The following is a 24,747-nucleotide window of genomic DNA, read 5'->3' as shown; positions in this document are numbered from 1 at the left end:
CTGCGCCATATGGCACAACCGCACCATCGGCGCACCCACCACCAGGTCACTGATCGCCTACGACCACTAAGCCACATCGGAACTAATCGTCTAGGGGATGTCACAGGTCGGCAGCAAAGCCGCCCCGAGCACCCGGCCCCGGCCCCGCAGCCTCCCAGACCAGGTACGTTCGATGACGTGGCTGGATTCAGGATGGGTCGCGGACGGGACGCCCGTTCCGCGCAGCAGGGGCAGCAGCAGGGGCAGCCGGCTCCGTACGGGCAGCAGGGACAGCCGTACGGGCAGCAGCCCCCGTCTCCGCACGGGCAGTGGCAGCAGCAAGCGCACCGGCCGCCGCAGCCCCCGCAGCCGTACGGCGGCCCGCATCCCGCAGGCCCGCACGGCGGCGACGGACACGGCGAGCCCGAGTACTTCGGTGACGGCGGCTATCAGCCGCAACAGCAGTCCTACGCCCCGTACGCCAACGACAACAGCCCGGGCCACACCCAGCAGTTCAGCGTCGGCGAGGCCCCGGACGCGTACGGCGCGCCCGGCGGCCCGTCGAACGGCGGCTACGACAACGGCGGATACGGGCACGGCGGCCCCGGCGGCGGCCCGTACGGCGACGACGGGTACGGCGACGGCGGCACCTACCGCGCGGGCCAGACCACGGCCCCGCCGGCCGGCCCCCGCCTGCACTGGAAGCAGCTGCTGACCGGCCTGGTCACCCGCCCGAACCCGACGTTCTGGCAGATGCGTGACCACCCGGTCTGGGGCCCGGCCCTGATCGTCACCTTCGTCTACGGCCTGCTCGCGGTCTTCGGCTTCGACAAGGCCCGCGAGGACGTGCTGAACGCCACGCTCTCCAACAGCATCCCGTGGGTGCTGATCACCGCCGTGATGTTCGTCATCGGCGGGCTGATCCTGGGCGCGGTCACCCACACCCTCGCCCGCCAGCTCGGCGGCGACGGCGCCTGGCAGCCGACCGTCGGCCTGTCCATGCTGATCATGTCGGTGACGGACGCGCCGCGACTGCTCTTCGCGATGTTCCTGGGCGGCGACAGCACGCTGGTGCAGGTCGTGGGCTGGGCCACCTGGCTGGCCGCGGGCGCGCTCTTCACCTCGATGGTGAGCAAGTCGCACGATCTGCCGTGGCCCAAGGCGCTGGGCGCCTCCGCGATCCAGCTGGTCGCGCTGCTGGCGCTGGTCAAGCTCGGCACACTCTGACCGCACGCCCGTACCGCCTGCTGGGGAAGGCCCCGCTCCGCTCCGGAGCGGGGCCTTCCCCGTACGGGCGTACCGGCGTACCGGCGTACGGACGTACCGGCGCTACACGAACCGCTGCGCCGCCGACCCGTCACACTTCTGCAGCCGTACCGCGTCCTTGGCCGAGCCCAGCGTCAGGCACAGCCCCGGCGCGGCCGCCGGCCGGACCGACCCGTTCGCGGCGTCCTTCGTGAACTGCTGGTTGGCCGCGCCCGAGCAGTTCCACAGCACCAGGCCGGCCCCGGCCTCGTACTTGGCGCCCGGCACGTCCAGGCACCGGTCCTGCGTCAGCCCGACGTGCACCGAGCGGCGCTCCGTGTCCTGCCACCAGTCCTGGTTTCGCTGGCCGTTGCAGTCCCAGCCCACGACCGCCGTACCGTTACCGCTGCTCGCGCCCTTGGCGTCCACACAGCTGCCGGTACCGGTGTTCTTCAGCGGCTTGTACACGTCGTCCCAGGCCAGCGGGTACAGCTTCGGCTGCCCGGTGCTCGCGGGGTCGGCGCAGGAGGCCTCGCGCCGGTCCGACCCGTACAGCTGCGTGAGGCAGGAGGCGAAGGCGCCGTGGCCGCGCACGTTCGGGTGGAAGGACTGCCGTACGGAGTTGGCGTTCGGCGGGAAGGGGTTCGTCAGGTCCACGTACAGCCCGCGGGCCCAGGTGTCCTCCATGCACACCTCGTGCCCGTGGAAGAGCCGCGAGTTGTCGAGGTAGGTCGCGCCGGTGTCCGCCGCGACCTTCCGCATCCCCTTCTCGAAGGCCGGTACGGCCGTGTTGCGGCCCCACGCGGAGTCGGAGGTGTAGCCCGTGCAGCCGCCCGGCAGCTTGCCCGGGAAGTTCGGGTTGTCCTCCACGTCCGGCCCGATCGGGCTCGGGTAGCCCATCACGACCAGCTTGTAGTCACCGTCCGCGTACCCCGCGTCGCGCATCACGGTCCGCAGGTCGCGCACGCTCTTCTCGACCTTGGGCACCAGCGCGTCGACGCGCCCCTGCCACCCGGGCTGGTACTTGGGCTCGCAGGGCCCCTGCAACGTGAACCAGCGGGTGACGCAGTCCGTCATCACCGGCCCGAACTGCAGGTCGTCGTTGGCCCCGGCGACCAGCAGCACCATCTTCAGCCGGGTGTTCCTGGCCTTGACCGCCAGGTTGTCGCTCTGCACCAGCTCGTCGGCGTACTGCTTGGTACCGCCGATGTTGATGTTCCCCGTGTACGCCCCGGAACAGGCGACGTTGTACGTCACGTCCGCCGGTATCCCGGTCCGGTGGATGGCCGCGTCGGGCGAACGGTGGCACCAGTTGTCCGGCCCGTTCGTCCCGGACTCGTACGTCCCCACCCCCTCCCCCGATATCTCACTGTCCCCCAGCGAGATCAGGGACGACTTCCGCTGCGCGGCCGGCCGCTCGGCGGCGTCCCCGTACAGCTTCACGGCCTCGGCCGCCCGGATCTTCTCCAGTTCGGGCGGCAGCGGCTTGGCCGCCGCGGACCCCGCCGGGGCGGCCGCCGCCGTACCGGCGCCCACCCCCGCGACCACGCCCGCTCCGCCGAACCCCACCGCCAACGCCGCTGCGGCGGCCACCAGCCGCCCCGCTCTCACTCGCACCCTTGGGCCTCCCCGGCTTCCGGTCTGCTGTCACCGCCGGTTTCTACTCGTAGGTAGTGACCGGTGGAACACCCGGAACGGGATTGGCCCGAATTCACAGCCCGCCCTCTAAACCCGGACGGCACGCCGGAAACACGCGGAAGTCCCGGCCCGAACGACGAGAAGCGCACCGGGCCGTCACCGCCCGATGCGCTTCCTCCGCCCGGCCACCGGCCGGACTCCTCGCTCTGCCGCCTTCGGGCAGCCGCCCTCGATCAGGCGTCGAGAACCTGCCCCTCTCGCCGCACCACCGGCGGCTCGACGCTCCACGGGAAGTTGATCCACTCGTCCGTGCGCTTCCACACGTACTCGCACTTCACCAGCGAGTGCGACTTCTCGTAGATCACCGCGCTGCGGACCTCGGCCACCGTCCCCAGGCAGAAGTCGTGCACCAGCTTCAGCGTCTTGCCGGTGTCCGCCACGTCGTCCGCGATCAGGACCTTCTTGTCCGAGAAGTCGATCGCGTTCGGTACGGGTGCCAGCATGACCGGCATCTCCAGGGTCGTACCGACGCCCGTGTAGAACTCCACGTTCACCAGATGGATGTTCTTGCAGTCCAGCGCGTACGCCAGGCCGCCGGCCACGAAGACGCCGCCGCGCGCGATCGACAGCACGATGTCGGGCTCGTACCCGTCGTCGGCGATCGTCTGCGCCAGGTCACGAATCGCGCCACCGAAGCGCTCGTACGTCAGGTTCTCCCGCACACCACTCACTGGTTCTCTCGCACCCTCAGACCTGTGTCCGATGAAAATTCTGGAACGACCGCGAGGGCGTCGGCCCCCGCTGGCCCTGATACCGCGAGCCGTACTTGGCGGAGCCGTACGGGTGCTCGGCGGCCGACGTCAGCCGGAACATGCACAGCTGGCCGATCTTCATGCCGGGCCACAGCTTGATCGGCAGCGTCGCGACATTGCTCAGCTCCAGCGTGACATGCCCACTGAAACCCGGGTCGATGAAGCCGGCCGTCGAGTGCGTCAGCAGCCCCAGCCGCCCCAGCGAGCTCTTCCCCTCCAGCCGCGAGGCGAGATCGTCGGGCAGCGTGATGACCTCGTACGTCGAGGCGAGCACGAACTCACCGGGGTGCAGGATGAACGCCTCGTCCCCCTCCGGCACCACCTCGCGCGTCAGGTCCTGCTGCTCCACCGCGGGGTCGATGTGCGGGTACCGGTGGTTCTCGAACACCCGGAAGTACCGGTCGAGGCGCACATCGATACTCGACGGCTGCACCATCGACTCGTCGTAGGGATCGATGCGGACCCGGCCCGCGTCGATCTCGGTCCGGATGTCCTTGTCTGAGAGAAGCACGCATCGAGGATACGCGCCCACCCCGGCCCGCCCCGCACACCACCGCCCGGAGCCCGTCCCCTCCCACAGGCGAGGGCCCGGTCCCGCTCCCGGGACCGGGCCCTCGCCCGGAAATCTCACAGCCGCTCCACCGGCTGCCGTCCGCTTCGCCTCACCACCCGGCTTCAGCTCTCAACGCTCAGCGCTTGTCACCCGCCACCGGCACCGAATGCCGCAGCCGCGCACAGCGCGGACACCGCAGCAGCCGGCCGGGGCCGAGCCGGTCCGTGGCCTGCAGGGGAAACGAAGCGGTGCTGAACACGTGCCCTTCGGCACAACGTACGACGGTGCGCTCCATCAAGTCCCTCTCCCAAGTGCGTGGACAACAAAAGCCACATTAGGGGATGAACTGGGCACCACCGAAAGCGGCACTCCGCCCCCCAACCGTACGCCCCAACTCCCGCGCCCCAGCCCCCATCCCACCCCGCACACACGAACAAACCCCACGGGCAAACGCACCGGGGGTCGGCCATGGGGTAGAGTGTGCGACGCTGCACCGCCCTCACTACGGGCGGCGCTCAAGCGGGTGTAGTTTAATGGTAGAACATGAGCTTCCCAAGCTCAGAGCGCGGGTTCGATTCCCGTCACCCGCTCCAGAGTTAAGGCCCAGGTCGCAGACCTGGGCCTTGTTTGTTGTCTAGACCGATTCAGGCGCCGCGCACCACCTCCGCACCACCTGCGCCCCGTTTCTGCTGCTCAGCGCCCCGCTGCCGCGCGGCCCGCACCAGCTTGCCGATCCCGTCGGCCACCTCTTTCTGACGCTCCCGGTCGGAGTGCTGATAGATAAGCGCCGCCTTTTCGGATGACTGTCCGGCACGGACCATCGTGTCCTTGAGGGTCGCGCCTGATCGGGTCGAGAGGGTGTGCCCGGTGTGACGAAGGTCGTAGAAGCGGAAGCCGTCCGGCATCCCGACCTTGGCGCGTGCCCTTCGCCACTTCCGTCCGAAGGAGGAACGACGAAACGGCGCCCCCTTCTCCCCCACAAAGAGGAGTCCTTCCGCCCCCTTCCCCTTCTCCGCGTACCAGTCGAGATGGCGCCGCAGGTCCTCGCGCAGGAAGTCGGGCAGGACGACGTACCGCTTGCCCGCGTCCGACTTGGTATCCCCCAGAACGCGCCTGCCAGTGGTCAGTTCCGGAGCGGCCTGCCGCACCCGGATCGTTACGGCGTCCAGATCAACGTCCTTGCGGCGTAGCTCCGCCTGCTCCTCCGGCCGCATGGGGCCGTACGCGCCCAGGTAGACCATCAGTCGCCAGCGGGGGCCGACCGCATCGGCGAGAGCGTCCACCTGATCCACGGTGGCAATCTCCCGTTCAGCGGCCGACTCCTGGCCGGCGCCCCTGATCCGGCAGGGATTACGCCGAATCAGTTCGTCATCGGTCGCCGTCTCCATGATGGCCTTGAGCAGCCGGTACGACTTCGCCACGGTCGTGGCGGCCTTGGTGGTCGACAGCCGCTCGGCCCGCCACTCCCGCACCTTCGGCGGAGTGATTTCGTCCAAGTCCTGTTCCCCGAAGGCCGGCAGGATGTGCAGGCGCAGCAGGCGCCGGTACAACTCCTCTGTGGTGGCACCAACACCGCGTTCGGTCACCCACTTATCGGCGTACTCCTCAAAATTCACCGCGCCCGCGTTCGGGTCTCGCCAGGTCCGGCGGGAGATGTCAGCCTCCACCTGGGAGAGCCAGACTTCCGCATCGGATTTGGTGTCGAACGATTCGGGCGCTCTCTGACGCTCCCCGGTGGGGTCGATATAGGAAGCCGTCCAGCGGCCGGAGCGGTACTGCCGCACCGCTCCGAAGCGCCGCATGGACTTGCCCTTCTTCGGGCCTTTCTTGGGCACTACGCCACCCTCCTGCGACGGGAGCCAGACGGGAGAGCGGGGACCGTACGAGCTGCCAGGTACTCGGCGACGGCGCTTTCCGGGATGAGTACGCGGTGACGGTCCTTGACGTAGGTGATGCGCCGTTCAGCGATGAGGCGCCGTACGAAGCGCTCCCCACCCAGGTACACGGCGGCTTGGCGAACTGTGAGCTGCGGTTCGAGCACGACAGCGTTCGTGCTACGCGTCTTCACGATGGACAGGCGGGACATCGCTTGGGTCTCCTTCGCGGCCAGTCGGGGGGAGGTAGAGGCGGTTTCCGTGGGCGCATCTGTCCTAGGTGCGGATTTCTGCGTCACCGCGTCACCTGCGTCACTTAGGCGGCCTGACCTGCGGGTTTTCGGTGACGCAGAGCGTTGGGGGTGCGTCACCGGTGACGCAGGCCGTTCGTCATCGGTGACGCAGGTGACGCAGGATGACGCAGACTTCGGGGTCTGCGTCACGGGCTGTTTTCGCAGTTCAGGGCCCGCTTTTTCGCCTGCGGGTGACGCAGTGACGCAGCCGTCCCCTACTTAGGAAAGAAGAGGGGCGTCTGTAGTGGTGTGGTGCGGCTCAGGGCGTGAAGAAGGAGCCGCTGCGCGGCGCGGCCATTGCGGGGCGGCGCTGCCGCCGAACAGCAAGAGGAGCACCCGGGGCGTGGCGGATGGTGCTCTTCTTGCTTGTCCGGACCACCGCGCGGCGGCCAGTCAGAACGCCTGCTCCTGCTCGTGTGAGGGCGGGGTTTGCGCGCGGGTCATTTCGAGGTAGCGGCCTTCCCTGGTGCGGCCTGAGTCGATGAGCACCCCGCGGGCGGCGAGGGTCGGTTGGAGGCGCTTGAGGCGGTCGGAGAGGACTTTGCCGGTGGTCGGCCAGCCTTTGGGCAGGGGGCGGAAGTCCTCGCCGGTGTAGAGGCGGCTGAGGCAGTGCAGCCACTCCGTGGAGGTCATCTGCTGCGCCGCGCCCGCCTCCATGGTCTCGGCGTGTCGCAGGACGGTCTGTGCGAGAAGGTCGCCCTCGATGACATCGTCGTTGAGGTCGTCCAGGCTGGCCCGGTAGGCGTCGAGCGTGGCCCAGCCGGTGGCCGTGTCGAGCTGTGCGCACAGGTGGGCGAAGTCCGCCATCCGCAGGTCGGTGGGGGTCTCCGCCTGCGCCGCGCGGACCTTGACTGTCAGGTCCAGCAGCGAACCGAGCACGACGGGCAGCACCTCGGCGTACTCCGCCCACAGCTCCGCCTCCGTGCGCCGCACCCGCGGACGCTCCAGCCGCAGCGGAAGCAGCCGTTCGGCGAGGTCGGGCCGGATGACACCCACATCGATACCGGTCAGCAGCAGGGGGCGGCGGTAGCGGGCGCGGAAGACGTCCCCGTCGGTGAACAGGGCACGTTTGACGTTCTCGGCGCCGGTGACGATGCAGCACATCGCGTCCGACAGGTCCGGGGTCATGTGGGAGAGGTTGTCCAGGGCGGTGACCCATCCGGCCGCCACCGCCGCGATCAGATTCTCCTCGTCCTTCGGCGCGCGGCGCAGGTCCCCGCTCATGCCCTCGATGATCCGCACGAGCATCCGGCCGCCGGTGGACTTGCCCGCCCCCTGCGGGCCGGTGAGGAACGGGGCGGGGACGGGCACCGACGGGCCCAGGCAGCCGATCAGCCAGGCGATGGCCAGGCATTCGGTCTGCGCGGTGGCGAAGTTGCACAGCCTCAGCAGCAGGTCGATGCCCTTGCCGTCGGATTCTTTGGCCGGCAGGGGCAGCTCCCCGGTGAGCTGGGTACGGCGCCAGCACACCTCCCGCGGGTCCGGAACGGCGATGTCCCATCCGGTGGGGTGGATGCGCACCGACTGCCCGTCGGCGCGTCCCAGGTCCAGCCACGTCGCCCCGTCGAAGCCGGGGGCGACGCGGATGTGCACGGGCTGTACGTTCTCGGTCAGCGCGAGTGCTTCGATCAAGTCCAGTGCCTCCTTCATGGCGGTGCCGTTGAACACGCCGAGCCCGTCGCGGAAGAGCCCGACCATGAGTTCCTGGCGGTGGCTGCCGGTGGTGCCCTGGGAGCGGATCGGGCGGGCCACGGGGTGGCCGTTCTTCTGCGCGTACACGGTCCCGTCCGCAGTGCGGAAGTACCGGAAGTGCGCTTGCGCGTAGTCGGTGATGATCTCGCGGGCCGGAGTCTTGTCGTCCTCGGACACGGCTACACCCCCAGGGCGGTGCGGGCGTTGGCCCACGCGTCGGCGCAGTGCCGCGGGGATTCACCCTTGGCCTGCGCAGCGGTGAACAGCCGCGCGATGTGTGTGTCGGTCAGGCAGCCGCACCACCCGTGGGCCGACAGCACCGCGAGGAAGGTCCGGTACACGGTCGTGTGGACCCCGCTGTGGGCGTCGGTGATGCGCTGCTCCGCCATGGTGATGCCCCGCTCCAGGTAGGCGGGCGTGCGGTGAGGGCACTGTCCGCCGCCGGCGGGCGCGGGCACGGTGTCGACCGGCCGGATCACGGGCGGCTTCTTCGCGGTCAGTGCGCGCACGGCGTCGGGCAGGTCGGCCACGCGAGTCAGCACCTCGGCCCCGACTCCCAGCCAGCGGGCGTAGGCCATGCGGGACTTGACGTCCACGCCGGGCCGGACCGCGTTGGCTGACGGCATGGTGCCGCGGTAGAGCCAGTGCTGGCCGCGGGTGGTCGCCACGACCACGGTGCGCGGCAGGCTGGCCTGTGCCCAGGTGATGGCCGCCTCGTCGTCGAGATCCACGACCGTCAGGCCGGCGCCGCCGGGGTGGTAGGCGACCGCCCCGGCGCCCTGCCATGCGCTCGCCCATGCAGGCGAGGTGATGACGCCGGGGTCGGCGGTGGCGGCGGCCCATCCGTGGCAGGGGGCCGGGCAGGTGCAGGGGCCGGGGGTCTTCATGTTCGGGCGCCCGCCGCATGAGGTGTAGAGGCACGTGCGGCAGTTGGCGAAGGGGACCTTGCCCTTGCGTAGTGGCAGCACCGGCACCCCGGCCGCGGCGAGTTCCAGGGCCGTACGGAAAGGCGGGGGTGTCATCGGTGACCGTCCTTCCAGCAGGCGGGGCAGATGTCGCGTCCGCGGGGGCGGGCGTGCCAGCCCTCGGCCCGGCGCAGGCGGCGCACCTCGGTGACGGTGCGGGACATGGCATGGTGGGTGGCGTTGTGGCAGCCGGGCCCGTCGCAGTTGACGGCGGGGAAGTTGTCCGCGCTCATGCCGCCACCTCCAGCCCTGCGCGGATGCTGGCCAGGTAGGTGCGGCCGATCCATTCGGTGTAGGCGGGTGGGAGGGCTTCGCGGAGGCGGAAGTGGTCGGTGGACCAGTCGATGCCCTTGGCCTGGCGGATCTCGTCCACGGTGGCTTTGCCGCCGCCGGAGCCGTACGCGGCCACGTACGGGCCGTCGAAGTACTGCCCGTGCCGCCAACCCCGCACCCGGCCACGGTGCCGCGGGTGCGGCGGCTGGGGGATGGTCCAGCCGCCGAGTTCGAAATAGCGGTGCATGAGCACGGCCAGCCCGAAGGATTCGCCGCACAGCCGCACGTCCTTGCGCACGCTGCTGCCCGGCACGTTCTCAATTGCGTACGGCACGCCGACCGCATCCAGCGCGGCGCGGGTCGGGGCGATCAGGTCGGGGTGGATGCGGCCGACGGTCGCGTTGCGGGCGGCGTTGGTGCCCTTGGTGGGGGCGCTGTGGCTCTGGCAGGGCGGAGAGGCGTGGATGAAGGCGAACTCCATGCCGTGCGCACGGATGTACTCGACCGCATCCCCCTGCACGAACACGTCGCCGGCGTAGTCGGGTTGGGGCACGGTGTCCACGCCGGTGACGTGGAAGCCGGCGCGCTGGTAGCCGCGGGCCGCGCCGCCGATGCAGCAGTACGCATCCAGCAGCCGCGGCCTAAACGGCCGGGCGGCGTCTCGCCGGACGGGGGCAGGTTGAGTCATGCTGGAGACCTCCAGTTCTGTGTTCAGCGCTGGCAGACGAGGGCGGCCCCGGTTCATTGGCGTGAGGTTGGGGCCGCTCTCGGTGCGTGTGAGAGTTCTGGGCTTGGACGCCGCCGTGGTCAGCGACCGCGGCGCGGGGGCGGGTTTCGGGGGCGGCGCCGCAGTTGCTCCGAGTGCATGGCCACGTCTTCCAGGGCGTGGGCCAGGTCGGTGGCGCGCGGGTGCGGGGCGCCGGTCTGCTGCTCGAAGTCGGCCATCAGCCCGGTCACGAGCCGGTGCAGGTGAGCGATGCACGGTTCGTGGAGCGGGTCGGCGGAGACCTCGGTGTATCCGGAATGGGCCGGGACTCCCGTCACCGTGATGCGCTCACCGTGACGGTCGGGCGTCCACCGGCCGGTGTCCGGGTCCTGCACCGCCGCCGTCAGCTCGGCCACCCACTGCTTGACCTCTGTGTCGAAGTGGTCGTCACGCTCTTGCCAGTGGCGGCCGTCCGGGCCGCGCAACAGCCGGTTCACGGCGCCTCCGGCGCGGGCCGGTCAGCGCCCGCCAGGTTCCGGCGGCGCCAGGCGGCGTATTCCTGGCGGATGTAGCCGCGGGGGTCGCGGGCGGCGTCCAGGGTCTGCGGCAGGACGGTGCCGGCGTTGGGGCTGTCGCCCGTGTGGTTGCGGTCCAGGGCGAGCAGGAAGCGGGCGGCGTCGGTGGCGACCTCGTTGGAGTCGCTGGTGACGTCGATGTCGTCGTCCAGGAGCGCGATGCGGTCCAGGACCGCGGCCTTGCGCAGGTAGAACGTGCGGTCGGCCGGGCCGCGGCGGTGCATCGCGGCCACTGCCGTCTCAGCAGTCCAGGCCAGTTCGTCGGTGATGCTCGGCGCGGCGGCGTAGGCGGCATCCGGCGTCGGCCACACGGTGGCCGGCTGCTCGGGGGCGGGCCGGTGGTCGGCGGTGACGTACAGCCGGGCCTTGCCCGGGACCCGGGACGGCAGGCGGCGTACGGCGCCGGTGCGGAAGGCGCCTTCGAGCGCGGTGGTGACGGTGCCGGTGTCGTCAGGGTCGCAGATCACGCGGATCTCGAACACGCGGGGCTCCCTTAGCTGTGGAAGTGGTTGCGCTTGATGACTGCCTTGCGGATGTTGACCGTGGTCCCGCCGCCGCGGCTGCTCGTGCCAAAGAGCTGCACGGCGACCCAGCCGCCGAAGATGACGGCAGCCAGGACGATGAGCTTCGCGACCAGAGCGGCCAGGGCCGCGATGAACGAGGTGAGCAGCAGCAGCCCGCCGCACGCGGCGAGGAACCCGACGCCCCCGAGTGCGATGTTCACCGCTGCGCGCGAGACGACGGGCTTGGCCGCGACCGGTTCGGGATGGGCCGGTTCGATGGCGTAGCCGGTGATGATCCGGCCGTCCGGCAGGACCACGCTCGACACCGCCGGGACGGTGCCCGGCTGCACGGGTACGGCCGGGGCCGGTGTCATGGCAGCGGGGGTGATGGGTGCGGGCCGGTGGACCTCCACGGCCCGCTCGTCGGCCCCGTGGCGGGCGGGTTCGGGGTACATGCGGAATCCCTTCACGGGAACGGATGGGGAGGCAGAGACACCCCCTGCGGGGGTGCGCCTGGAGGGGGTTTCAGGGGTGCTGACCTGCGCGCCTCCCCGCCTCCCCGAAGCGCTGTTTTCGCTGATCAGCGTGGGGGAGGCGGTCCGGGGAGGCGGTTGGGGAGTTCTCCCCGCCTCCCCGGCCCGCAGGGCACTGCCTCCCCGGCTCAGAAGGCAGAAGCGGAATCGTCGTCCGCACGGTCGGCGAGCGCAGCACGGACGGCGTCGCGGCGCACGACCATGCGGCCATGCGACTTGTACGGCTCCACCCCATGCGCCTCCAGAACACGCTTGAGGTCGGCGAAGGTCCACGAGCCGTAGGCGTCCGCGTTCAGCAGCGACAGCCGCTTGAGGATGTCGGCGGTCAGCGGGCGCTCGACATCGCCGATGGCGTCGGCGATGTCGGCCAGCGGATCACGCTCCTCGCCGCGCTCCACGGCGTGCAGCGTGGTCACGCCATCGCGCAGCGCCTTGGCCCGCTCGGCGATCTCGGCGGCCGGCTCGTCATCGATGAAGTGCGTACGCACCGTGATGGAGGACTGGCCGGTGGGCATGTCGATGCCGTCGGAGGCGACCACGAGGGTGCCCTTGTCCAGCCCTTGGCGCAGTAGGTGCGGCGCGGCGCCGTCGTCCACGGCCTTGTCTCCCAGCGCCATCCGGGACTGCGTCTCGGTGCCGAGCACGAGGGAGGCGCGGGTGTGGGCACCCTCGCGGACCAGCTTGGGAAGGTTCTGGTCGGTGGGGTCCTGCGTGCCCTGCCACATCAGCACGTCCACCGCACGCCCCTGGTTGTGGATTTTGCGCACGGCCATGAAGTACCGACTGGTGGCCTTGGCCCCGCCGTAGGGCCGCTTCTCCTCGTCCTTGGCCGGGCACATGAACGCCACCTGCGCCTCATCCACCAGCACGATCAGCGGCGGGAAGACAGCGTTCGGGTCGGTGCAGCGCACCTCGATCCGGCGGTTCATCTCGCCGACGGCGTCCTCCACCATCTTGGTGACCTGGACGACGTGGTCGTCGGAAGGGCCCTGGATGAGCACGTCCGCGATGCCGTCGAACATGGCCCAGTCCCCGACGCCCTTGAGGTCGCCCAACCAGAACTGCACCGAGCGATCCAGCGCCAGCCACAGGGCGAGGGAGCGCAGGGCGGCGGTCTTGCCCTGGTTCGAGCGGCCGGTGATCAGCAGGTGCCTTTGGTAGAGGCTCAGTTCTGCGGCGTCTCCGCGCAGGTCCTGACCCCACGGCGCCTTCCCGGTCTTGTAGTTGGCGGTCAGCGTCTCGTCGGTGACCAGCGGGGACGGGCCGATCGGCTCGTCCAGCGCGCCGGAGTCGGCGATCCACAGCCGCACCGTACGGGCAGCCTGCGGGATGGTGATGAACACCTCGTGCTCGTGGCGGGTCAGGTTCTCCGCCAGCTTCCGGCGACGCCCCTGCACCTCGATCGTCGACACCCCCGACGGGAGGGTCACGTCGACCTCGACGCCGCATCCGGCGATGGTGATCGGGCCCAGCATCGAGGCGCCGGCGTCGCCCATCTCCTTGATGGCGTTGCGCAGCGCCGAAACCCCCAGGTCCCGCAGCGCCTTGACCACGATCGAGGGGGTGATCGGCTCCCCCTCATCGGAGCGAACGTTGGCGGGCAGTGCCCAGTTGGGTGCGGCCTGCTGCTTGCGGCCGACCGACCACAGGGCGAGCAGGGCCAGCAGCGGGCCGATCGTGAGGGCGGGGCCCCACACGATGCGCACGATGCGGATCAGCAGGGCGATGAAGTCGACCGTCGCGGACAGCGGGGTGATCACGTCCCCGATGTGCTTGGTGTTCAGCGCCATGACCACCCCGAGCGCGACCAGCACGCCGATGCTCATGCCCGCGCCGACGGCGACGCCCTTGACGGCGTCCACCGGGGAGTGGAGCAGGTCCATGCGGCGGTGGTGGCGGGCGGCGCGGAAGCGCTGCAACCGTTCCTCCCACTCGGTGGCCGCCTCGTAGTTGCCCGTGGCTTCGGCGGCCCGGAGCATCCGCTCGTAGCGGGCACCGGTGCGGCCGTCCCAGGTACGCCGGGCCACGATCCGCCCACCGTTGACCGTGTAGAGGCCGTGCCGGGCCACCGCCCGCACCGCCGCCCGCGTCGACTCGTGGGTGACGGCCGCCTTGACCGCGCGCCCGGAGCGCACCCACAGCGGCACCGGCGGGGCGTCGGGTACGACGGTCAGGGTGGTCACCGACGTGTTCTCGTCGGGCGGGTCGGCGGGCTCGGGCTTGTGGAGCTGGACGACGTTCTCAGACATGCTGAAAGCTCTCCTGACTGCCCCTTGGGGCGGATGCGAGGGAGAGCCGGGGCGGCCGGGTCCGTGCAGGGACGGCCGCCCCGGCGGTGCGATCAGCGCCCGCACCGGGCGCGGTTGTCCCTGCTCACCACCACCGGGATGCCTTTTGGGGCACGAGGTAGGGGTGGCCGTTGATCAAGTGGTCCACGCACTGCGGGCAGTCCTCGCGGGGACCGAGGTCGCGGTGCGCGCTCCGGTCGTGGGCGTGCTCCCAGCACTGCGGGCACTCGCCCGGCGGCGCCTGCCGTGCGGCCATCGTCACCACCGCCCCGAAGACTTCTTCGCGGCCTTGGCACGCGCTGCCTCGGTGATCAGGCGCTGCCGCTCGCCGTGCAGGGCGGTCAGCTCGGCTGTCAGCCGCAGCTCGGCGGCGGAGCCGGCCGCCTCCATCTGCTCCTCGGCACCGCTCGTGTCGCGGCCGCGGGCGTAGCGGTAGGACCCGGCGGCCAGGGCGCGGGCCAGGGCCCGGCGCTCACGGCCGTTCAGCGGCCACCGCTCACCCCGGCGGACCGCTTCGAGCTTCTTCGTCGTCTCCCGGATCTCACGGTCCAGGCGGCGGAGGTCGGAGTTGCCCATCTCAAGAACTCCCATCGGACCCCTGCGGGTCCGGGTCGGCGCACGGCACGCAGGTGCCGAGCGAAGTGGGGATGACGTAGCCCGCGTCACGCCGGCAGCCGGGGCAGGTGCGCCGGGCCCGATTCGCGGCGTCCAGCGCCGCCCACCGGCCCGGCGTCATGGGCCTGACCGGTTGGGCGAGGTCGATGCGGTAGAGGTAGGCGACCAGCGGGCCCCGGCGGCGGCGCGGCCGTTCGAGCTGTGCTGCGACGCACTGACCACCGGGCCGCAGTCCGCGGGAGCGGAGTTGGCGGCGGGTGGCGTAGCCGTCCGGGGCCAGGCGCCACCGGAACACCGGCAGCGCCCCCATCAGGACGCCGCGCGCTCGGAGTCGGCCCGTTCGGCTTGCAGCGTCTCGCGCAGGACCCGGGCCTTGGCCGGGGCGCACCGGACCGCCCGGCGGATCGCCTCGGCGGTCAGGTCCTCGACCGGCCAGCCCTCGGTCGCCGACCGGGCTTCGGCCAGCAACTGCTCGGCGGTGCGCTTCGGCGCCGCCGATCGGGCCGACTGCGGCACCCGGCCGGTCGCCCGACGGGGGCGGGCCGATGCGGCGGCCACCACCGTGACCGGCCGCACCACCACCGGTGCCGAATCGAGGACCGGAGCCGCCGATCCCGCACCGACCGACGCCGGGGCCGGACCGGCCGATCGGCGCAGGTCAGTCCTAGACCGCTTTACGGTACTAGGGGTCGTTTCCTGCGGTTTTGCGTTCGGGTCCGGTGCCGGGTCCGGGTCGGGTACCTCGGCTGCTGGGGCGGGGGTTTGGGCCTGGCGCATCCGGTCGGCCGACTGCACGGCCTTGCGGTGCAGATCGGGCGTCATGCCCGGTGCGTCGGCACCGTGCACGATCGACCACGCGCGGTCCCAGGCGTCGCCCGGCGTCAGGTGGCCGATCGGGGCGGCGGACAGCAGCCGATCGGCGACCTTGCACACCTCCCGGTGGTGCCACCGCCGACGCCGGGCATGACGCCGCTCGCGCCGGGCGTCCTGGTCTCCGGCCGCGGCCGACAGGGTGGACACCCATTGCCGGATCTCAAAGACGGCCGGACCCAGCAGGGTGACCGCGGCCAGCCCGGCACCCACCGTGGCGGCATCGGCCGCGCTCAGCCCGTGACCGGCCAGGCCCGTGCCGTAGCCGTAGTTGACCCACGCCGCGAACCCGGCACAGGCCACCACCAGGGCGCGCAGCAGCCACCGCACCCAGCCGGGCAGGCGGCGGGCGTCGGCGTAGGCGACACCGGCGGCCATCACCCACGCTGCGCCCTCCAGGGCGAGCGGCAGGGGCAGCAGCAGCGGCGAGACGCCCACGAAGTGCAGGACCTGCGCGGGCAGGGACGCCAACCCGGAAGCGACGACCAGGGCGAGCGTGCCGCGCCGGTAGACGTGCTCCGGCGTCAAGGCCGCCGACCGCCGACCGGCCCGCTCCTGGCGGCGCCGCAACCGGGCCGCCCGGTCGGCGTCCCGGTCGGTGCGCGCCAGGTCCCGCAGCCGCGCGGCCCGATCATCCTCGGCCCACTGCCGTGCCGTGCGTCGCTCCTCGGCGGCTGCGGCGTCCAGGCGGCGCTGTTCACGCCAGGTGGCCACATCGCTCATGCCGCACCCCCGACCGGGCCGGTGTAGGTGTAGTCCAGGGCGCCGTCGAGGAGGTGGCGCTGTTCGGCGAGCTGTCCGGCGCGGTAGGCGCGGGGGTGCAGGCGGCGGTAGAGGCGATGCCGCAGCGTGGGGCGCAGGCGACGCTTCACCGGACGCCTCCCACCGTGAGAGCGGCGGCCACCACCAGCAGCAGACCGCCGACGAGGGTCAGGTCGATGGCGCGGCGCAGCCGGCCGTACTTGGCGACCGCGATGCGCGACAGGACCCGGATGTGCTGGGCCCGTCGGTCGTGGCTCAGCTCGTCGCGGATCTGCTCGCCGGTCAGCGTCGCCCACCGCGGGAACCCGGTACGGGCGCCGGTCAGGTCGGGGCGGACCGTCGTCAGCAGCAGCGCGACCGCGGCCAGCAGCGCGAGCACCCCCAGGGACCCGACGAAGCGGCCGGGCAGCGGCACGCGAACCGACGTGGCTGCCGTGGCGGCGCCCAGCAGTACCGCACCGTTGAAGGCGCTCAGCAGCGCGACCTTCGTGTCCGTGCGGGCGATCTCCGTCTTCACCTCGGCGTGCGCGGCGGCCAGTGCCTCGGGCAGCGTGCTCATGCCCCCACCTCCGGCACGTCCACGGCGGTGCGGTTGGCCAGGTCCCGGCGCGCGGCCAGCAGCCGGCGCCGGGCCCGGCGGATACGCTGCTCGTCCAGCTCGTTCGGGGCGCGGTCCAGGATCGAGATGTGCGCGTCCAGCAGGTCCCGTTCCGCGAGGATGACGGGCATCTCCTGCTCGATCGCGTCCAGCTCCGCCGCCGTCGGACCCTGCTCCGGGTCCCCGACGGCCGTCAGCATTCGTACAGTGGTCATGGGTCGTGTGTCCTTCCAGATGGGACGGCCCGAAGCGGCCCCGGGGGTGCATCCCCGGGGCCGCGCGCCGTTCATGGGTGTGCCGGGGTGTCGGTCAGCCGAAGTCGCGGCTGATCTGGACGTAGACGCCATCACCGTCGATGACGGTGGGGGCCTCGCCGTTGACCTGCGTGCCGGTGATCTGGTCCCCGGAGCCCAGGTGGGTCGGGGTGTCGACGGACTCGATCACCGTCTGGGCGTAGGCCGCGATGTCGATGCCCTCGTTCTTCGCCATGGCCGGTCTCCTTCCGGGCCGGGGCTGTCCCGGCTCCCCTCACCGCCGGTACGCGACCGGCGGATCGGGCAGCAGGTCAGCGGTTGAAGGTGTGGCTGACGTTGGTGTGCGTGTGGTCGCCGTTGATGACGGTGGTGCCGTCGCCATGGACCTCGGTGTTGGCGGCCCTGCCGTTCGAGCCCAGGTTCGTCGCGCCGGTGACGGTCCCGATCTGCGTCAGGTCGTCGGCCTCGGCGCCGGCGGCCTCGTTGCGGTTGTCCCGGTTCTTCGCCATGACGGCTCCTGCGTGGTGGCGTCGTCCACCTCGCTCAGCGCCAACGACGTGCCGACCACTGCACTTGCACGGTGCAGAAGCTCGGTGTCGTCGGTGACGAGCTGGAGCGCGTCCAGCGCGTCAGTCGCATCCGAGCGGGTGTCCCAGCTCACGAAGCGTGCCGCCTCCTGCGCCTCGCCCGAGGCGCGCAGCGTCTTGAGCTTCCAGCGGGTGTAGCAGTTGCGGCGGTGTGCCTTCACCGCCTTGATCAGCGCTAGCGCGGCGTCCTGCTGCTCACGCCGTAACTGCTCGCGCAGCGCGGCCTGTTCGCTGCGGGCCGCACTGCGGCTTTGCAGCACGCCGGCGACCAGGGCACCGCCCAGGGTGCCGAGCACGGCAATGATGCTGGCGATCGTGGTTTCCATCAGGTCCCTCTCGAAGTTGAGGTGAGTGGAGTACGAGTGATCGCGGCTCCCCTCAGCGCTGCTCGTTCGAGACGAGCAGCGGAGGCAACCGGCCGCAGCGGTCGGGCTGCGGAGAGGTCAAGAAGCGCTGTACCGCGTACGGGGCAAGACCCGTACGCGCCCGCCCGCTTGGCGCGAGGTGGGGCGGGATTCCCTCAGCACACTGTTGAGTTCTCAAGGAACGACCGCTTCCTTTCACCCCCTTTCACCGGGGCGTCCGGGCGGCACTTGCCGGGTCGAACACACCCTCCGGCCTGACCAACTTGGCTAGCCCGGTGGGTACGAGAACAACGTAGCCAGCATGGCTAGTCATGTCAACACCTGGCTAGCCTGGCTGCTCTGATCGCCGGGAAAGGACGTAGCATCGAGGCATGACCTTCACGCCCGAACCCCTGGACCCGGACGACGACCGGCCGCCGTTTGAGCAGGTGGCGAGCAGTCTTGGCGCCGCCATTCGGACGAAGAAGCTAGGCCCCGGCGACAAGCTCCCCTCACACAAGACACTGACCGAGCTGTACGGATTCGCTCGCGCCACGATCCAGCGGGCCCTCCGGGACCTGGAGGACGAAGGTCTCGTTGTGTCCCGTAAGGGCAGCGGCGTATACGTCCGCAACCGCACTGAACGGCCGGCCGGTCTCCGCCCGTATGTCGAGCAGGCGTTTGCCAGTACCAACGTCTCGATCGACTTCGCCGGCTTCTCCAGCGAGACCCTGCACAGCACCCTTCAAGAGCCCATCGACAAGATTCGCGTTGGCCGCCTGACCCCTTCGAGCATCGCCATCCGAATCCTGGTGCCGGACATGTCGGTGCCACATGCCGCGCCTGTGCGACGCGAAGACGGGACGGACGACCCACGCCTACGCCGCCGCATGCACGACATGATGGTCGGCTTCACGCGCAGCATCACCAACTCGATCCATGAGCTGAGCGTTCTCGGTCTGGTACCGGAAACCAAGGTGAGCGTGCGTGTCCACACGGGAACGCAGTTCTTCAAGCTGTACGTGATCAACAAGGAAGACGCGTTTTTCGGGTACTACCCCATCCGCCCCAACAAGGTGGTCGCGGAGGGCGAGGCCATTGAGATCTACGACCTCGTAGGGGCCGATGCCACGCTTTTCCACTACTCGGTGAACGAAGGCGAGTCATCGAGTGGAGCGCAGCAGGTCGAGCAGGCGCGCATGTGGTTCGACAGCGTTTGGGGCACCATCGGAAGGGACCTCGGCCCTGATGGAAAGTGACAAGCTCGCTACGGTCATTGGGGAGTCCATCGGGCTCCTGTTCGACTTTGACGGGCCGGTCTGCGACGTGTTCGCAGGCCTGCCCGCCTCCGGCGTCGCCCGGGACCTCACGGACGTCGTGGCTGGACACGACGTGGCCCTCAGCGGCAAGGCGCGCGGCCTTGAAGACCCGATGGAGATTCTGCGCCTCGCAGTCCAGGGTGGCGAGCCCGTCATTCGAGCAGTCGAGGAAGCGTTGACCGACGCCGAAGTTTCGGCCGTGAAGGTCGCCGGCTTGCCGATTCCCGGCGCAGTCGCCGCACTCAAAGCAGCGCACTCATCCGGACGAAAGCTTGCCGTGGTCAGCAATAATTCCACGGCTTGTGTACGGGCATTTCTGGCGCTACACAACCTTCACCACCTAGTGCACGAGGTGATCGGACGCGCCGCCTACCGGCCGGACCTGATGAAGCCCGATCCTCACTCGCTTTTGCTCGCCGCCGAACGACTTGGCGTTCCCCCAAAACACTGCACGCTCATTGGGGACTCGGTGACAGACATCGAAGCCGCCCGTACTGCCGGAGCGATGTCGATCGGCTTCGCCAACAAGCCTCACAAGGACCTCGCTCTGTCCGAAGCGAGGGCCGATGCTGTGATCACGGACATGGCCGACGTGGCTGACGTACTCACATCGGACCCCGGGTAGCCCCACCCGTTCGCGCACCACCTGCGCACCACCTGGGGCGGTAAACAGCGGTCAATGACGGTCAACGAAGTGCGGCGTACGGGTGCACGGTTGTCCACGTAATGGCTGGCCACAGAGGGCCCAGAGGGCTGATCACCCGGGATTCCCAAGCTCAGAGCGCGGGTTCGATTCCCGTCACCCGCTCCATAACGAAGTCCCAGGTCAGCGGCCTGGGACTTGTTTGTTGTCTGGACCAATTCGGGGCCGCGTGCCATTCGCGTGCCACAAGGCGCCGATCAACGCACCGAGTTGACGGCCACGGCCCTCTTCCGGGCGACCCGGCATCCCGAAACACGAGACGCGATTTCCATGGCCCGCGTCACGCTCCACCGGGTGGCCTGCAACGATGCGCCCGAACATACTCGCGGCGCTGCCGCCCCCGAGGCGAACGACGAGGGCCGGGCCGACTGCCTGCCGACCCGGCCACTGATTGCCGACTCCGGTCTACACCGGGACGGGCTCTCCCAGAATTCCGCGCAGGGGATGCCGGCCCGGGAACGGTGATCGCGCCATACCTCCCGGGGAGAGCCGACACTGACCGCCGCGATGCGTGCCTGCCCGATGACCTCGCCATGCTCGACCGCGACGAGCAGACCACCATCGCTCGCGTGCTTGCGGTACGCGGGCGCCGTGAGCAGCCCCAGCGTCTTGGTGTAGCGGTCACCCAAGGCCACGGCCGCATCGACTGACTCGGCGTCCGTCTCCGCCACAGGGGTAGATCAACTGGGCTCGCGCGCTGCAATGGCCGGCGTGGACCATGAGGTCCCTCAGCTTGGCGCCGGTGCCGGTGCCGGTGCCGGTGCCGGTGCCGGTGCCGGCGGTCAGGGTGTTGCCGGTGCCCCGCAGGTCGTAGAAGCGAAAGCCGTCGGGCAGACCCGCCTTCTCCCGCGCCTTGCGGTACGTGCGCCCGAAGGTGGACCGGCGGAATGGTGCCCCGCGCTCGCCGACGAAGACCAGGCCCTCCGGGCCTGACTCCGCGAACCAGTCCAGGTGCCGGCATAAGTCCGTGAGCACGAACTGCGGCACCGCGATTTCCCGCTTCCCGGCGCCACCCAGACGTGCTCACCTCAATTCCATTCCCTACCTTCTGGGAGTCGGGCGCCCACCCCCGAGCATCATGCAGCCTCCCTTGTCCGTCCGCAGCATCTTTTGTAAGCATCCAGTCGTTTCCCGCGCCGCCTTCACCGTGTGAATCCCACTCCGCGCTCGCGTATCAACGCCCGGCACGACAACCCCGCCCGGGCATCGCGACGGATCGCCGCATACACATCGCCCCTGACCTTCGGCGGCACCGTCGTCTCTCACCGGACAGAGCACCTTTGATGCTCCCGCCGCAAGGCCCCGGGCATTTCCAGAATTCATCGACACCGCCCCGCAGAAAAACCGGGCGTTGACCACTCCGAACGACAGGCGGTGTCAGCTTCCAGGCACAGAACCAATCGATGAAGTCCCAGGAAGCTGCCCCATGTCACGAAATTTGTCCGCGCCTCCAAAACCGTGCTTTTTCGTTTTGGAGGCGCGTCAACGGCGTATTCCCGGGGATTCACCAGATGGTGTGGAACATCAGCGCTTTGGTGGTCTCGCCGTTCGGTCCCGCCGATGATCGGAGAGCGCCCGCCGTCCTCTGGGGAAGCGTTGTCCGTGACCTTGACGTGCCCGGTCGCAGCATCATCCGCCCCACAGAGACGAGCCATCGTGCACTTGACTCCGCATGAGCAGGAGCGCCTGCTCCTCCACGTCGCAGCCGACGTGGCAGCGAGGCGCCGTGAACAGGGACTGCGGCTCAACTACCCGGAGGCTGTGGCCCTGTTGACCAACCATGTCCTCGAAGAGGCCCGCAAGGGGAAGACGGTCAGCGAGGTCATGGACACGGGCCGACGGCTGCTCACCCGTGGCGACGTGATGGACGGCGTCCCGGAGATGATTCCGGTCGTCCAGGTGGAGGCCACCTTCCCGGACGGCACCAAGCTGGCCACGATCCACGACCCCTTCCCGGCAGCCGCCGAGGAGCCCGCGCTCCACCCGGGCAAGATCGAGCACCCCCGGCCGGCCCGCCTCCCGGACTGCCCGGTCGACTGTGACGACAGCAGGACGCCCTACTGCTGCGAGAAGTGCGACGACCGTGCGGTGTGGCACGAAGCGATCGCGTTCAACGAGAACCTGCAGGGCAAGCCCCTCACACAGGGCAACCTGCAGGACGACTTGGAGACAATCAAGGTCAAGAACGTCTCCGACCGTCCCATCCAGGTCGGCTCGCACTACCACTTCGCCGAGATCAACCCCGGGCTCAAGGTGATCACCGCTCAGGGCACGCAGGTGGAACTCAAGAACTGCGCCAAGGCGAAGAATCGGCGCCTCAACATCTCCGCGGGCTCCTCCGTGCGGTTCGAACCGGGCGACGAGTGCTGCGTTGAGCTGGTCAAGTTCGGGGGCCAGGCCAAGACCAACGTCAAGGCGATTATGGGACTGCGCGAGGGGACCGTCTGATGGCCGGCACATCGAAGCGGACAGCCCAGACGACAGCCAAGAAGACGACGTCGCAGCCCGCACAGGGAGCAGCGGCGACCCTGGCAGGGAAGAAGCCCAGTTCGGCGGGGCCGCCGAACCTGCCGGTGCCGCCGAGTCAGAGGAAGCCGACGAGGACGAACAACCTGCTGACGCGGGTCGACTACACCACCCGGTACGGACCCACCACCAAGGACCGTGTCCGCCTCGCCGACACCAACCTCATCGTCGAGATCGAAGCCGACTGGAGCGGCGGGCCGAAGTACAGCGGCAACGAGATGCTCTTCGGCGGCGGGAAGGTGATCCGCGAGTCGATGGGCATGTCCCACATCTCAAGGGACCGGTACAAGGACGTGAAGAGGAACCCCGTGGACACCGTCATCACGGGGGCACTGATCATCGACTGGTGGGGTGTGGTCAAAGCCGACATCGGCATCAGGGACGGCAGGATCCAATCCATCGGCAAGGCGTACAACCCCGAGACCATGGACCCGATCACGAATTTCGAGATGCCTCGGCGTCTTTCGGGGATCGAGGCCCCGCCGAAGCCGCCGACGACGACGCCGGTGACGCCTCCGGCACCGACACCGACGCCGCCGACGCCGGAGAACTTCGTGGTCGGCCCGAGCACCGAGGTCATCTCCGGCAACGGCAAGATCCTCACCGCGGGCGCCATCGACACCCACGTGCACTTCGTCTGCCCCGAGGAGGTCCACGAGGCCCTGGCCTCCGGCGTGACCACGCTCATCGGCGGAGGTACGGGCCCCGCCGCCGGCAGCACCGCCACCACCGTGAACCCGGGCGCATGGCACCTCACCAAGCTCTTCGAGGCCCTGGACGACTACCCGGTCAACATCGGCCTGCTCGGCAAGGGCAGCACGATGAGCAAGAAGGCCCTGGAGGAACAGGTGCTCGCCGGTGCCATCGGCCTCAAGTTGCACGAAGACTGGGGCGCCACACCCGCCGTGATCAAGAGCGCGCTGGATGCCTGCACAAAACACGGGGTTCAGGTCGCCCTGCACGCCGACTCGATGAACGAATCCGGCTTCCTGGAGGACACCGAGGAAGCCTTCAATAACCAGGCCATCCATGTCTTCCATATCGAAGGCGCCGGCGGGGGCCATGCCCCGGACATGATCGAGCTGGTCAAGAACCCGCGGGTGCTGCCCGCCTCGACCAACCCCACCCGGCCCCTGACGGTCAACACCGTCAAGGAGCACATCGACATGCTCGTCGTCGCCCACCACCTCAACCCGGACCTGACGGCGGACATGGCCTACGCGGATTCCCGTATCCGCCCGTCCACCATGGCGGCGGAGGACCTCCTCCATGACATGGGCGCCATCTCGATGATGTCCTCGGACGCCCAGGCGATGGGACGCATCGGCGAGATGATCATGCGCACGTGGCAGACCGCGCACGTGATGAAGTCCCGTTACGGCACGCTTCCCCAGGACCTGTCGTACGCGGGCATCCGGGCGAACCCGGCCTACGACAAGGGGCACAAGCACAGGGCCGCCACGACGGAGCCGAACGACAACTACCGGGTACGCCGGTACGTCGCCAAGTACACGATCAACCCGGCGATCACACACGGCATCGACGACTACGTCGGTTCGGTGGAGTCGGGGCCGGAGAAGCGGGCGGACCTGGTGCTGTGGGAGCCGAAGTTCTTCGGCGTCAAGATGCACGCGGTCATCAAGGGCGGCCAGCTCGCCTACGCGCAGAACGGCGACGCCAACGCCTCGATCACGACACCGCAGCCCTACCAGCCGCGGCCCATCTGGGGCTCCACCGGGTGTGCCCCGGGGCGCAACTCGGTGAACTTCGCCGCCCCGGGCGTGGCCGACGATTTGAACACCCGTTACGAGACGACCGGGCAAAGCGGAACCTATCAGACGAAACGGGAGGGGCTCGGCCTCAACAAGGAGTTCGTCGACATCAAGGACACCCGGGGCCTCACGAAGGGACACATGAGGCTGAACGGCGTGCTGCCCAAGCAGCTCGAAGTGGACCACAACAGCTTCGAGGTCAACATCGGCGGCGAGACGACGGGGGACTCCCCCACCATGCTCAACGGTGTGATGGTCCCGCGCGCCTACGTCGACCAGGTTCCCATGGCGCAGCGGTACTTCCTGTTCTGATCCGGCATCCGCCCGGCCGGTGGCGCCACTGCTCCGGTCGGGCCCCGGTCGGGCCCCGGTCAAGCCCGGTACGCCCGCCAGGACCGCCTCACCATCACCCGCCCCGTACCTCGTACCCCTGTGCCCCTGTGCCCCTGTGAAAGGCGGCCACTCGCC

Annotated in this window: 29 protein-coding genes, 1 tRNA gene and 2 pseudogenes; 7 read left to right on the top strand and 25 right to left on the bottom strand. The window is 69.8% G+C overall.

Annotated elements, in window-relative coordinates; genetic code table 11:
- Positions 1-192: 192 nt before the first annotated feature.
- Positions 193-1,206: a Yip1 family protein gene (locus ACZ53K_RS13915; RefSeq protein WP_468835276.1), complete on the top strand. Its 1,014-nt coding sequence runs from the start codon at positions 193-195 to the stop codon at positions 1,204-1,206.
- Positions 1,207-1,308: 102 nt separating this feature from the next.
- Here ACZ53K_RS13915 and ACZ53K_RS13910 read toward each other — a convergent pair whose 3' ends face one another.
- The 3 genes from ACZ53K_RS13910 to dcd all read right to left on the bottom strand — a co-directional run bounded on the left by ACZ53K_RS13910 (position 1,309) and on the right by dcd (position 4,185).
- Positions 1,309-2,841, bottom strand: a complete 1,533-nt coding sequence (locus tag ACZ53K_RS13910; RefSeq protein WP_468835232.1) for a ricin-type beta-trefoil lectin domain protein — start codon at positions 2,839-2,841, stop codon at positions 1,309-1,311.
- Positions 2,842-3,095: 254 nt separating this feature from the next.
- A complete protein-coding gene (locus ACZ53K_RS13905; RefSeq protein ID WP_468835229.1) occupies positions 3,096-3,593 on the bottom strand; it encodes a phosphoribosyltransferase in 498 nt (165 codons plus the stop codon).
- A gap of 16 nt (positions 3,594-3,609) precedes the next feature.
- The gene (gene dcd, locus ACZ53K_RS13900; protein WP_030017817.1) at positions 3,610-4,185 is read right to left on the bottom strand and encodes a dCTP deaminase; all 576 of its coding nucleotides are present in this window, start codon (positions 4,183-4,185) and stop codon (positions 3,610-3,612) included.
- Between the two features lie 561 nt (positions 4,186-4,746).
- Between dcd and ACZ53K_RS13895 the strand changes: the two genes are divergently transcribed.
- Positions 4,747-4,820, top strand: a tRNA-Gly gene (locus tag ACZ53K_RS13895).
- Between the two features lie 51 nt (positions 4,821-4,871).
- Here the strand turns inward: ACZ53K_RS13895 and ACZ53K_RS13890 are convergent.
- From ACZ53K_RS13890 to ACZ53K_RS13795, 20 genes are all read right to left on the bottom strand, one after another.
- Positions 4,872-6,029, bottom strand: coding sequence for a tyrosine-type recombinase/integrase (locus ACZ53K_RS13890; RefSeq protein ID WP_468835273.1), 1,158 nt, complete (start codon positions 6,027-6,029; stop codon positions 4,872-4,874).
- 32 nt (positions 6,030-6,061) lie between these two features.
- Complete coding sequence (locus ACZ53K_RS13885; RefSeq protein WP_468835226.1) at positions 6,062-6,313, bottom strand: excisionase family DNA-binding protein; 252 nt, start codon at positions 6,311-6,313, stop codon at positions 6,062-6,064.
- Between the two features lie 474 nt (positions 6,314-6,787).
- Positions 6,788-8,263, bottom strand: coding sequence for an ATP-binding protein (locus ACZ53K_RS13880; RefSeq protein ID WP_468835223.1), 1,476 nt, complete (start codon positions 8,261-8,263; stop codon positions 6,788-6,790).
- Between the two features lie 2 nt (positions 8,264-8,265).
- Positions 8,266-9,108, bottom strand: coding sequence for a bifunctional DNA primase/polymerase (locus ACZ53K_RS13875; protein ID WP_468835220.1), 843 nt, complete (start codon positions 9,106-9,108; stop codon positions 8,266-8,268).
- Complete coding sequence (locus ACZ53K_RS13870; protein WP_468835217.1) at positions 9,105-9,284, bottom strand: hypothetical protein; 180 nt, start codon at positions 9,282-9,284, stop codon at positions 9,105-9,107. Before ACZ53K_RS13870 ends, ACZ53K_RS13875 begins: the two co-directional genes overlap by 4 nt.
- A complete protein-coding gene (locus tag ACZ53K_RS13865; protein ID WP_468835214.1) occupies positions 9,281-10,012 on the bottom strand; it encodes a DNA methylase in 732 nt (243 codons plus the stop codon). The genes ACZ53K_RS13870 and ACZ53K_RS13865 overlap by 4 nt, the downstream gene beginning before the upstream one ends.
- A 119-nt stretch (positions 10,013-10,131) precedes the next feature.
- Complete coding sequence (locus tag ACZ53K_RS13860; RefSeq protein WP_468835211.1) at positions 10,132-10,527, bottom strand: hypothetical protein; 396 nt, start codon at positions 10,525-10,527, stop codon at positions 10,132-10,134.
- Entirely contained in the window at positions 10,524-11,087 is a 564-nt protein-coding gene (locus ACZ53K_RS13855) for a hypothetical protein (RefSeq protein ID WP_468835207.1), read from the bottom strand. Before ACZ53K_RS13855 ends, ACZ53K_RS13860 begins: the two co-directional genes overlap by 4 nt.
- An 11-nt stretch (positions 11,088-11,098) precedes the next feature.
- On the bottom strand, positions 11,099-11,563 hold the full coding sequence (locus ACZ53K_RS13850; protein WP_468835204.1) for a hypothetical protein: 465 nt from the start codon (positions 11,561-11,563) through the stop codon (positions 11,099-11,101).
- A 206-nt stretch (positions 11,564-11,769) separates the two neighbouring features.
- Positions 11,770-13,890, bottom strand: a complete 2,121-nt coding sequence (locus ACZ53K_RS13845) for an FtsK/SpoIIIE domain-containing protein (RefSeq protein ID WP_468835200.1) — start codon at positions 13,888-13,890, stop codon at positions 11,770-11,772.
- 124 nt (positions 13,891-14,014) lie between these two features.
- Positions 14,015-14,185 (bottom strand): pRL2-8, encoded by a 171-nt coding sequence (locus ACZ53K_RS13840; protein WP_468835197.1) that lies wholly within the window; start codon positions 14,183-14,185, stop codon positions 14,015-14,017.
- A 2-nt stretch (positions 14,186-14,187) separates the two neighbouring features.
- On the bottom strand, positions 14,188-14,505 hold the full coding sequence (locus ACZ53K_RS13835; protein ID WP_468835194.1) for a hypothetical protein: 318 nt from the start codon (positions 14,503-14,505) through the stop codon (positions 14,188-14,190).
- A gap of 1 nt (position 14,506) precedes the next feature.
- Positions 14,507-14,854, bottom strand: a complete 348-nt coding sequence (locus ACZ53K_RS13830) for an RRQRL motif-containing zinc-binding protein (protein ID WP_468835191.1) — start codon at positions 14,852-14,854, stop codon at positions 14,507-14,509.
- Entirely contained in the window at positions 14,854-16,137 is a 1,284-nt protein-coding gene (locus ACZ53K_RS13825; RefSeq protein ID WP_468835188.1) for a hypothetical protein, read from the bottom strand. The genes ACZ53K_RS13830 and ACZ53K_RS13825 overlap by 1 nt, the downstream gene beginning before the upstream one ends.
- Positions 16,134-16,286 carry a hypothetical protein gene (locus ACZ53K_RS13820; RefSeq protein WP_468835185.1) on the bottom strand — a complete coding sequence of 51 codons (153 nt, stop codon included), beginning with the start codon at positions 16,284-16,286 and terminating at the stop codon, positions 16,134-16,136. The genes ACZ53K_RS13825 and ACZ53K_RS13820 overlap by 4 nt, the downstream gene beginning before the upstream one ends.
- Entirely contained in the window at positions 16,283-16,735 is a 453-nt protein-coding gene (locus ACZ53K_RS13815) for a Pycsar system effector family protein (RefSeq protein ID WP_468835182.1), read from the bottom strand. Before ACZ53K_RS13815 ends, ACZ53K_RS13820 begins: the two co-directional genes overlap by 4 nt.
- A complete protein-coding gene (locus ACZ53K_RS13810; protein WP_468835179.1) occupies positions 16,732-16,989 on the bottom strand; it encodes a DUF6284 family protein in 258 nt (85 codons plus the stop codon). The genes ACZ53K_RS13815 and ACZ53K_RS13810 overlap by 4 nt, the downstream gene beginning before the upstream one ends.
- A 94-nt stretch (positions 16,990-17,083) precedes the next feature.
- Entirely contained in the window at positions 17,084-17,263 is a 180-nt protein-coding gene (locus ACZ53K_RS13805) for a hypothetical protein (RefSeq protein WP_468835177.1), read from the bottom strand.
- Positions 17,264-17,339: 76 nt separating this feature from the next.
- Positions 17,340-17,537, bottom strand: coding sequence for a hypothetical protein (locus ACZ53K_RS13800; RefSeq protein WP_468835174.1), 198 nt, complete (start codon positions 17,535-17,537; stop codon positions 17,340-17,342).
- Positions 17,480-17,941, bottom strand: a complete 462-nt coding sequence (locus ACZ53K_RS13795) for a hypothetical protein (protein ID WP_468835171.1) — start codon at positions 17,939-17,941, stop codon at positions 17,480-17,482. The genes ACZ53K_RS13800 and ACZ53K_RS13795 overlap by 58 nt, the downstream gene beginning before the upstream one ends.
- Positions 17,942-18,351: 410 nt before the next feature.
- Between ACZ53K_RS13795 and ACZ53K_RS13790 the strand changes: the two genes are divergently transcribed.
- Together ACZ53K_RS13790 and ACZ53K_RS13785 are read left to right on the top strand one after the other, a co-directional pair.
- Entirely contained in the window at positions 18,352-19,218 is an 867-nt protein-coding gene (locus tag ACZ53K_RS13790) for a winged helix-turn-helix domain-containing protein (RefSeq protein WP_468835169.1), read from the top strand.
- A complete protein-coding gene (locus tag ACZ53K_RS13785) occupies positions 19,208-19,903 on the top strand; it encodes an HAD family hydrolase (RefSeq protein ID WP_468835167.1) in 696 nt (231 codons plus the stop codon). The genes ACZ53K_RS13790 and ACZ53K_RS13785 overlap by 11 nt, the downstream gene beginning before the upstream one ends.
- Positions 19,904-20,178: 275 nt before the next feature.
- Here the strand turns inward: ACZ53K_RS13785 and ACZ53K_RS13780 are convergent, their stop codons facing one another.
- Together ACZ53K_RS13780 and ACZ53K_RS13775 are read right to left on the bottom strand one after the other, a co-directional pair.
- The gene (locus tag ACZ53K_RS13780; RefSeq protein ID WP_468835165.1) at positions 20,179-20,652 is read right to left on the bottom strand and encodes a hypothetical protein; all 474 of its coding nucleotides are present in this window, start codon (positions 20,650-20,652) and stop codon (positions 20,179-20,181) included.
- Positions 20,603-20,989: pseudogene (locus tag ACZ53K_RS13775) on the bottom strand (tyrosine-type recombinase/integrase); the annotation flags it as partial. The pseudogene ACZ53K_RS13775 and the gene ACZ53K_RS13780, both read right to left, overlap by 50 nt.
- A gap of 648 nt (positions 20,990-21,637) precedes the next feature.
- On the opposite strand from ACZ53K_RS13775, the pseudogene ACZ53K_RS13770 reads away from it, so the two are divergent.
- The 3 genes and pseudogenes from ACZ53K_RS13770 to ACZ53K_RS13760 form a co-directional block, all read left to right on the top strand.
- A pseudogene (locus ACZ53K_RS13770) lies at positions 21,638-21,931 on the top strand (urease subunit gamma); the annotation flags it as partial.
- Between the two features lie 138 nt (positions 21,932-22,069).
- A complete protein-coding gene (locus tag ACZ53K_RS13765) occupies positions 22,070-22,429 on the top strand; it encodes an urease subunit beta (RefSeq protein WP_468835270.1) in 360 nt (119 codons plus the stop codon).
- On the top strand, positions 22,429-24,591 hold the full coding sequence (locus ACZ53K_RS13760; protein ID WP_468835163.1) for an urease subunit alpha: 2,163 nt from the start codon (positions 22,429-22,431) through the stop codon (positions 24,589-24,591). The genes ACZ53K_RS13765 and ACZ53K_RS13760 overlap by 1 nt, the downstream gene beginning before the upstream one ends.
- Positions 24,592-24,747: the final 156 nt, after the last annotated feature.

It is taken from the genome of Streptomyces sp. NPDC033221 (genome assembly GCF_055577005.1).
Note: the sequence above shows the minus strand (reverse complement) of the source record. Positions and strands in the feature narration are given on the sequence as shown.

Bases quoted from the DNA above. Each gene is read 5' to 3' on its own strand.
- ACZ53K_RS13840 (WP_468835197.1), bottom strand. From the start codon at position 14,185: ATGGCCGCACGGCAGGCGCCGCCGGGCGAGTGCCCGCAGTGCTGGGAG.
- ACZ53K_RS13800 (WP_468835174.1), bottom strand. From the start codon at position 17,537: ATGGCGAAGAACCGGGACAACCGCAACGAGGCCGCCGGCGCCGAGGCC.
- ACZ53K_RS13815 (WP_468835182.1), bottom strand. From the start codon at position 16,735: ATGAGCACGCTGCCCGAGGCACTGGCCGCCGCGCACGCCGAGGTGAAG.
- ACZ53K_RS13850 (WP_468835204.1), bottom strand. From the start codon at position 11,563: ATGTACCCCGAACCCGCCCGCCACGGGGCCGACGAGCGGGCCGTGGAG.
- ACZ53K_RS13790 (WP_468835169.1), top strand. From the start codon at position 18,352: ATGACCTTCACGCCCGAACCCCTGGACCCGGACGACGACCGGCCGCCG.
- ACZ53K_RS13835 (WP_468835194.1), bottom strand. From the start codon at position 14,505: ATGGGCAACTCCGACCTCCGCCGCCTGGACCGTGAGATCCGGGAGACG.
- ACZ53K_RS13845 (WP_468835200.1), bottom strand. From the start codon at position 13,890: ATGTCTGAGAACGTCGTCCAGCTCCACAAGCCCGAGCCCGCCGACCCG.
- ACZ53K_RS13870 (WP_468835217.1), bottom strand. From the start codon at position 9,284: ATGAGCGCGGACAACTTCCCCGCCGTCAACTGCGACGGGCCCGGCTGC.
- ACZ53K_RS13825 (WP_468835188.1), bottom strand. From the start codon at position 16,137: ATGAGCGATGTGGCCACCTGGCGTGAACAGCGCCGCCTGGACGCCGCA.
- ACZ53K_RS13810 (WP_468835179.1), bottom strand. From the start codon at position 16,989: ATGACCACTGTACGAATGCTGACGGCCGTCGGGGACCCGGAGCAGGGT.
- ACZ53K_RS13795 (WP_468835171.1), bottom strand. From the start codon at position 17,941: ATGGAAACCACGATCGCCAGCATCATTGCCGTGCTCGGCACCCTGGGC.
- ACZ53K_RS13760 (WP_468835163.1), top strand. From the start codon at position 22,429: ATGGCCGGCACATCGAAGCGGACAGCCCAGACGACAGCCAAGAAGACG.
- ACZ53K_RS13865 (WP_468835214.1), bottom strand. From the start codon at position 10,012: ATGACTCAACCTGCCCCCGTCCGGCGAGACGCCGCCCGGCCGTTTAGG.
- ACZ53K_RS13885 (WP_468835226.1), bottom strand. From the start codon at position 6,313: ATGTCCCGCCTGTCCATCGTGAAGACGCGTAGCACGAACGCTGTCGTG.
- ACZ53K_RS13830 (WP_468835191.1), bottom strand. From the start codon at position 14,854: ATGGGGGCGCTGCCGGTGTTCCGGTGGCGCCTGGCCCCGGACGGCTAC.
- ACZ53K_RS13785 (WP_468835167.1), top strand. From the start codon at position 19,208: ATGGAAAGTGACAAGCTCGCTACGGTCATTGGGGAGTCCATCGGGCTC.
- ACZ53K_RS13890 (WP_468835273.1), bottom strand. From the start codon at position 6,029: ATGCGGCGCTTCGGAGCGGTGCGGCAGTACCGCTCCGGCCGCTGGACG.
- ACZ53K_RS13805 (WP_468835177.1), bottom strand. From the start codon at position 17,263: ATGGCGAAGAACGAGGGCATCGACATCGCGGCCTACGCCCAGACGGTG.
- ACZ53K_RS13915 (WP_468835276.1), top strand. From the start codon at position 193: ATGGGTCGCGGACGGGACGCCCGTTCCGCGCAGCAGGGGCAGCAGCAG.
- ACZ53K_RS13875 (WP_468835220.1), bottom strand. From the start codon at position 9,108: ATGACACCCCCGCCTTTCCGTACGGCCCTGGAACTCGCCGCGGCCGGG.